The 2,261-nt window shown below is 41.7% G+C and carries 3 protein-coding genes and 1 pseudogene; all 4 read right to left on the bottom strand.

What is annotated here, in order from left to right; all coding sequences use genetic code 11:
- Positions 1-798 (bottom strand): annotated as a pseudogene (locus RMO52_RS17315) (hypothetical protein); the annotation flags it as partial.
- Positions 799-863: 65 nt separating this feature from the next.
- Positions 864-1,484 carry a PIN domain-containing protein gene (locus RMO52_RS17310; protein ID WP_309739601.1) on the bottom strand — a complete coding sequence of 207 codons (621 nt, stop codon included), beginning with the start codon at positions 1,482-1,484 and terminating at the stop codon, positions 864-866.
- A 65-nt stretch (positions 1,485-1,549) separates the two neighbouring features.
- Positions 1,550-1,759, bottom strand: coding sequence for a glycogen debranching protein (locus tag RMO52_RS17305; protein ID WP_310416667.1), 210 nt, complete (start codon positions 1,757-1,759; stop codon positions 1,550-1,552).
- A gap of 45 nt (positions 1,760-1,804) precedes the next feature.
- Positions 1,805-2,261 (bottom strand): GNAT family N-acetyltransferase (locus RMO52_RS17300; protein WP_310416665.1); only part of this gene is annotated, 457 nt, incomplete at its 5' end.

Below are 2,261 nucleotides of genomic sequence, written 5' to 3'. Positions count from 1 at the left end.
GTCTTTTTTCTGACGCAAAAATTCATACATATTGCTCATGATAGCCTGCTGGCGTTGAATATCAATCAGCGCCCTTTCTTTTTCCGGAAGAGATTGCAGGGTACTTGAGTATGAGCTATTGGAGCTATTCAGGTTATATTTGCTGGCTTCAAGCGTTTTGCGCTGGTTGCTGATGTTTTCTAATATTCCCGGTTTTATCTTATTGATCTGGTCTTTGATAGCGAGAAGCATAGGATGATTCTCAGCCGTAGTTTGTTTTAATTTCTCATATTCCAGTTCCTGGCCTTGCAATTGGTCCAGCAGCTTTGGTAATGTCGGATCTTTTAAACCAAGCATCGAAGGAACAATACCTCCACGGCCTTCTTTATCTTTCATATATTTTTCCACTTCGTTGATAGCCGAAAGTTGAAGATCTACTTCCTGCAATTTCTGACCTTGAAGTTGACCTTGTTCTATCTTCTGAAAATACTGCTTAGAACTATACAACTTTTCCTCATTAGAACTTGACCACATCGCTTTTGGATAACGCTTCAATGATGCTTCCAGTCGTAAGATATCGTTTAAACACTCTACCTTATAATCTTCCCAAGCAGCTTCAACCTCAACTTCAGTTTTTGCTACCTCTAATTCAGCAACAAGTTGTGTCATGTCTTTAACACTGAAAAAAGAGTGGCTTATATGGTCTAATAACGACAGCAGTGGAAATTCATGCTCGTCAGACTTAAATAAATAAATTTCTTCATTATCTTTATAAGGAATAGTTTTAATACTCCTGCTATTTTCTGTAAGAATAAACATGCTATTTAGTAGCTATAAATGTGAAATGGGCAATGCCAAACAATAAAACTATGCTGCCCAACAAATCAAAATTTATAACTAACTTTATCCTTAGTTTCTGTAACTTTACCAGTCGCAAACCAACTATCGAGTAATTGTTTGATTTCTGGATCGCTTGGATGGTATTTAGTTAAAACTGATTTGAGATAGGTATATAAAGTCGCTCTTTTCTTCGGTCTACTTTTGGGGATAGCAGCGGATAATTTGGCGATCGCAATATCGGACAGGAAATCTTGGGAGTAAGTTAATTCTGGATTGCCGGATAACATCTCTAGATTGTCGATGCGACGACAGGAGATGCCGCGTTTAGCTAAGTGCTGAATTAATGGATCGAAGCCGCGATCTCGTGAGAGAATGACGTACTTACAATTGGGTGATTTGAGACTAATTTGACCGAGATAAAACACCAAATGGAAGTCGAGCGCATTTGCGCCACTACCTTCGACGCCAATCCATTCGACGGCTTCGCCTAAAAGATGCGCTTCTCTGACTAGTTCAAACGGAATTTTGACTTGAGCGCAGCCGACAAAAATAAAGATTTTGAGATTGGGATGTTGGAGATCCGTTAGTCTGACTTGAGTAACATTTTCATAATCAATAAATAGGATCGTTGCTTGCTCTTGTTTCTCGACTGATGAGAGGTTCATGCTACTTTCTTAGTCCGCCAGTGCGAACTCGATCTGCGGCGCGGTTACTTAGCGCTTAATTCTAGTTAACCCAAATTTAGGGAGTTAACTGGCACTTCATCCCATGAATTAACCGTGCGGAGCCGTGCGATCCAACCTAGTTTAATTTGTTCGGGGGTGAGATTTTGCTGAAAAGATGCGTGACAGTCTTTGGCTAATGCTTCACTCCGAGAAGCAATGCAGGCATACATCAAACCACCTGGATCTAGTTGTTCGTTTACCCAAATTGTTAGCATCGATCTTGATTCCTGCTGTATCGTACTCATCAAATTTTAATCAATTTAGGATTTAGTCGCAATCTCAGCTAGGGTTGCGGCTGTCATCCGGCAAGTTTTCCAGTCCGGCAATACCGTCGCACCAAGACCTTGATAAAACTCGATCGCAGGTTGATTCCAGTCCAGTACAGACCATTCTAGCCGCCCACAACCGCGATCGTGAGCGATTTTAGCCATAGCAGTCATCAATGCTTTGCCCACACCTTGACGGCGATATTCAGGCTGAACGAAGACATCTTCGAGATGGATACCCGGTTGGGTGAGAAAAGTCGAGTAGGTAGGGAAAAATAAGGCAAACCCGATCGTCAACTCGCCTAATTCCGCTACAATTGCCTCAGCCACAGGATGTTCGCCAAATAAATGCGATCGCAATAACTCAGCATTTCCAGTCACTCGATCGCGAAGTTGCTCATAATCCGCCAAACCCAAAATCAACTCAAAGATCGAATCTACGTCTCTTTCT

This window comes from Chamaesiphon sp. OTE_8_metabat_110 (genome assembly GCF_031382685.1).
Classification (GTDB): domain Bacteria; phylum Cyanobacteriota; class Cyanobacteriia; order Cyanobacteriales; family Chamaesiphonaceae; genus Chamaesiphon.
Note: the sequence above shows the minus strand (reverse complement) of the source record. Positions and strands in the feature narration are given on the sequence as shown.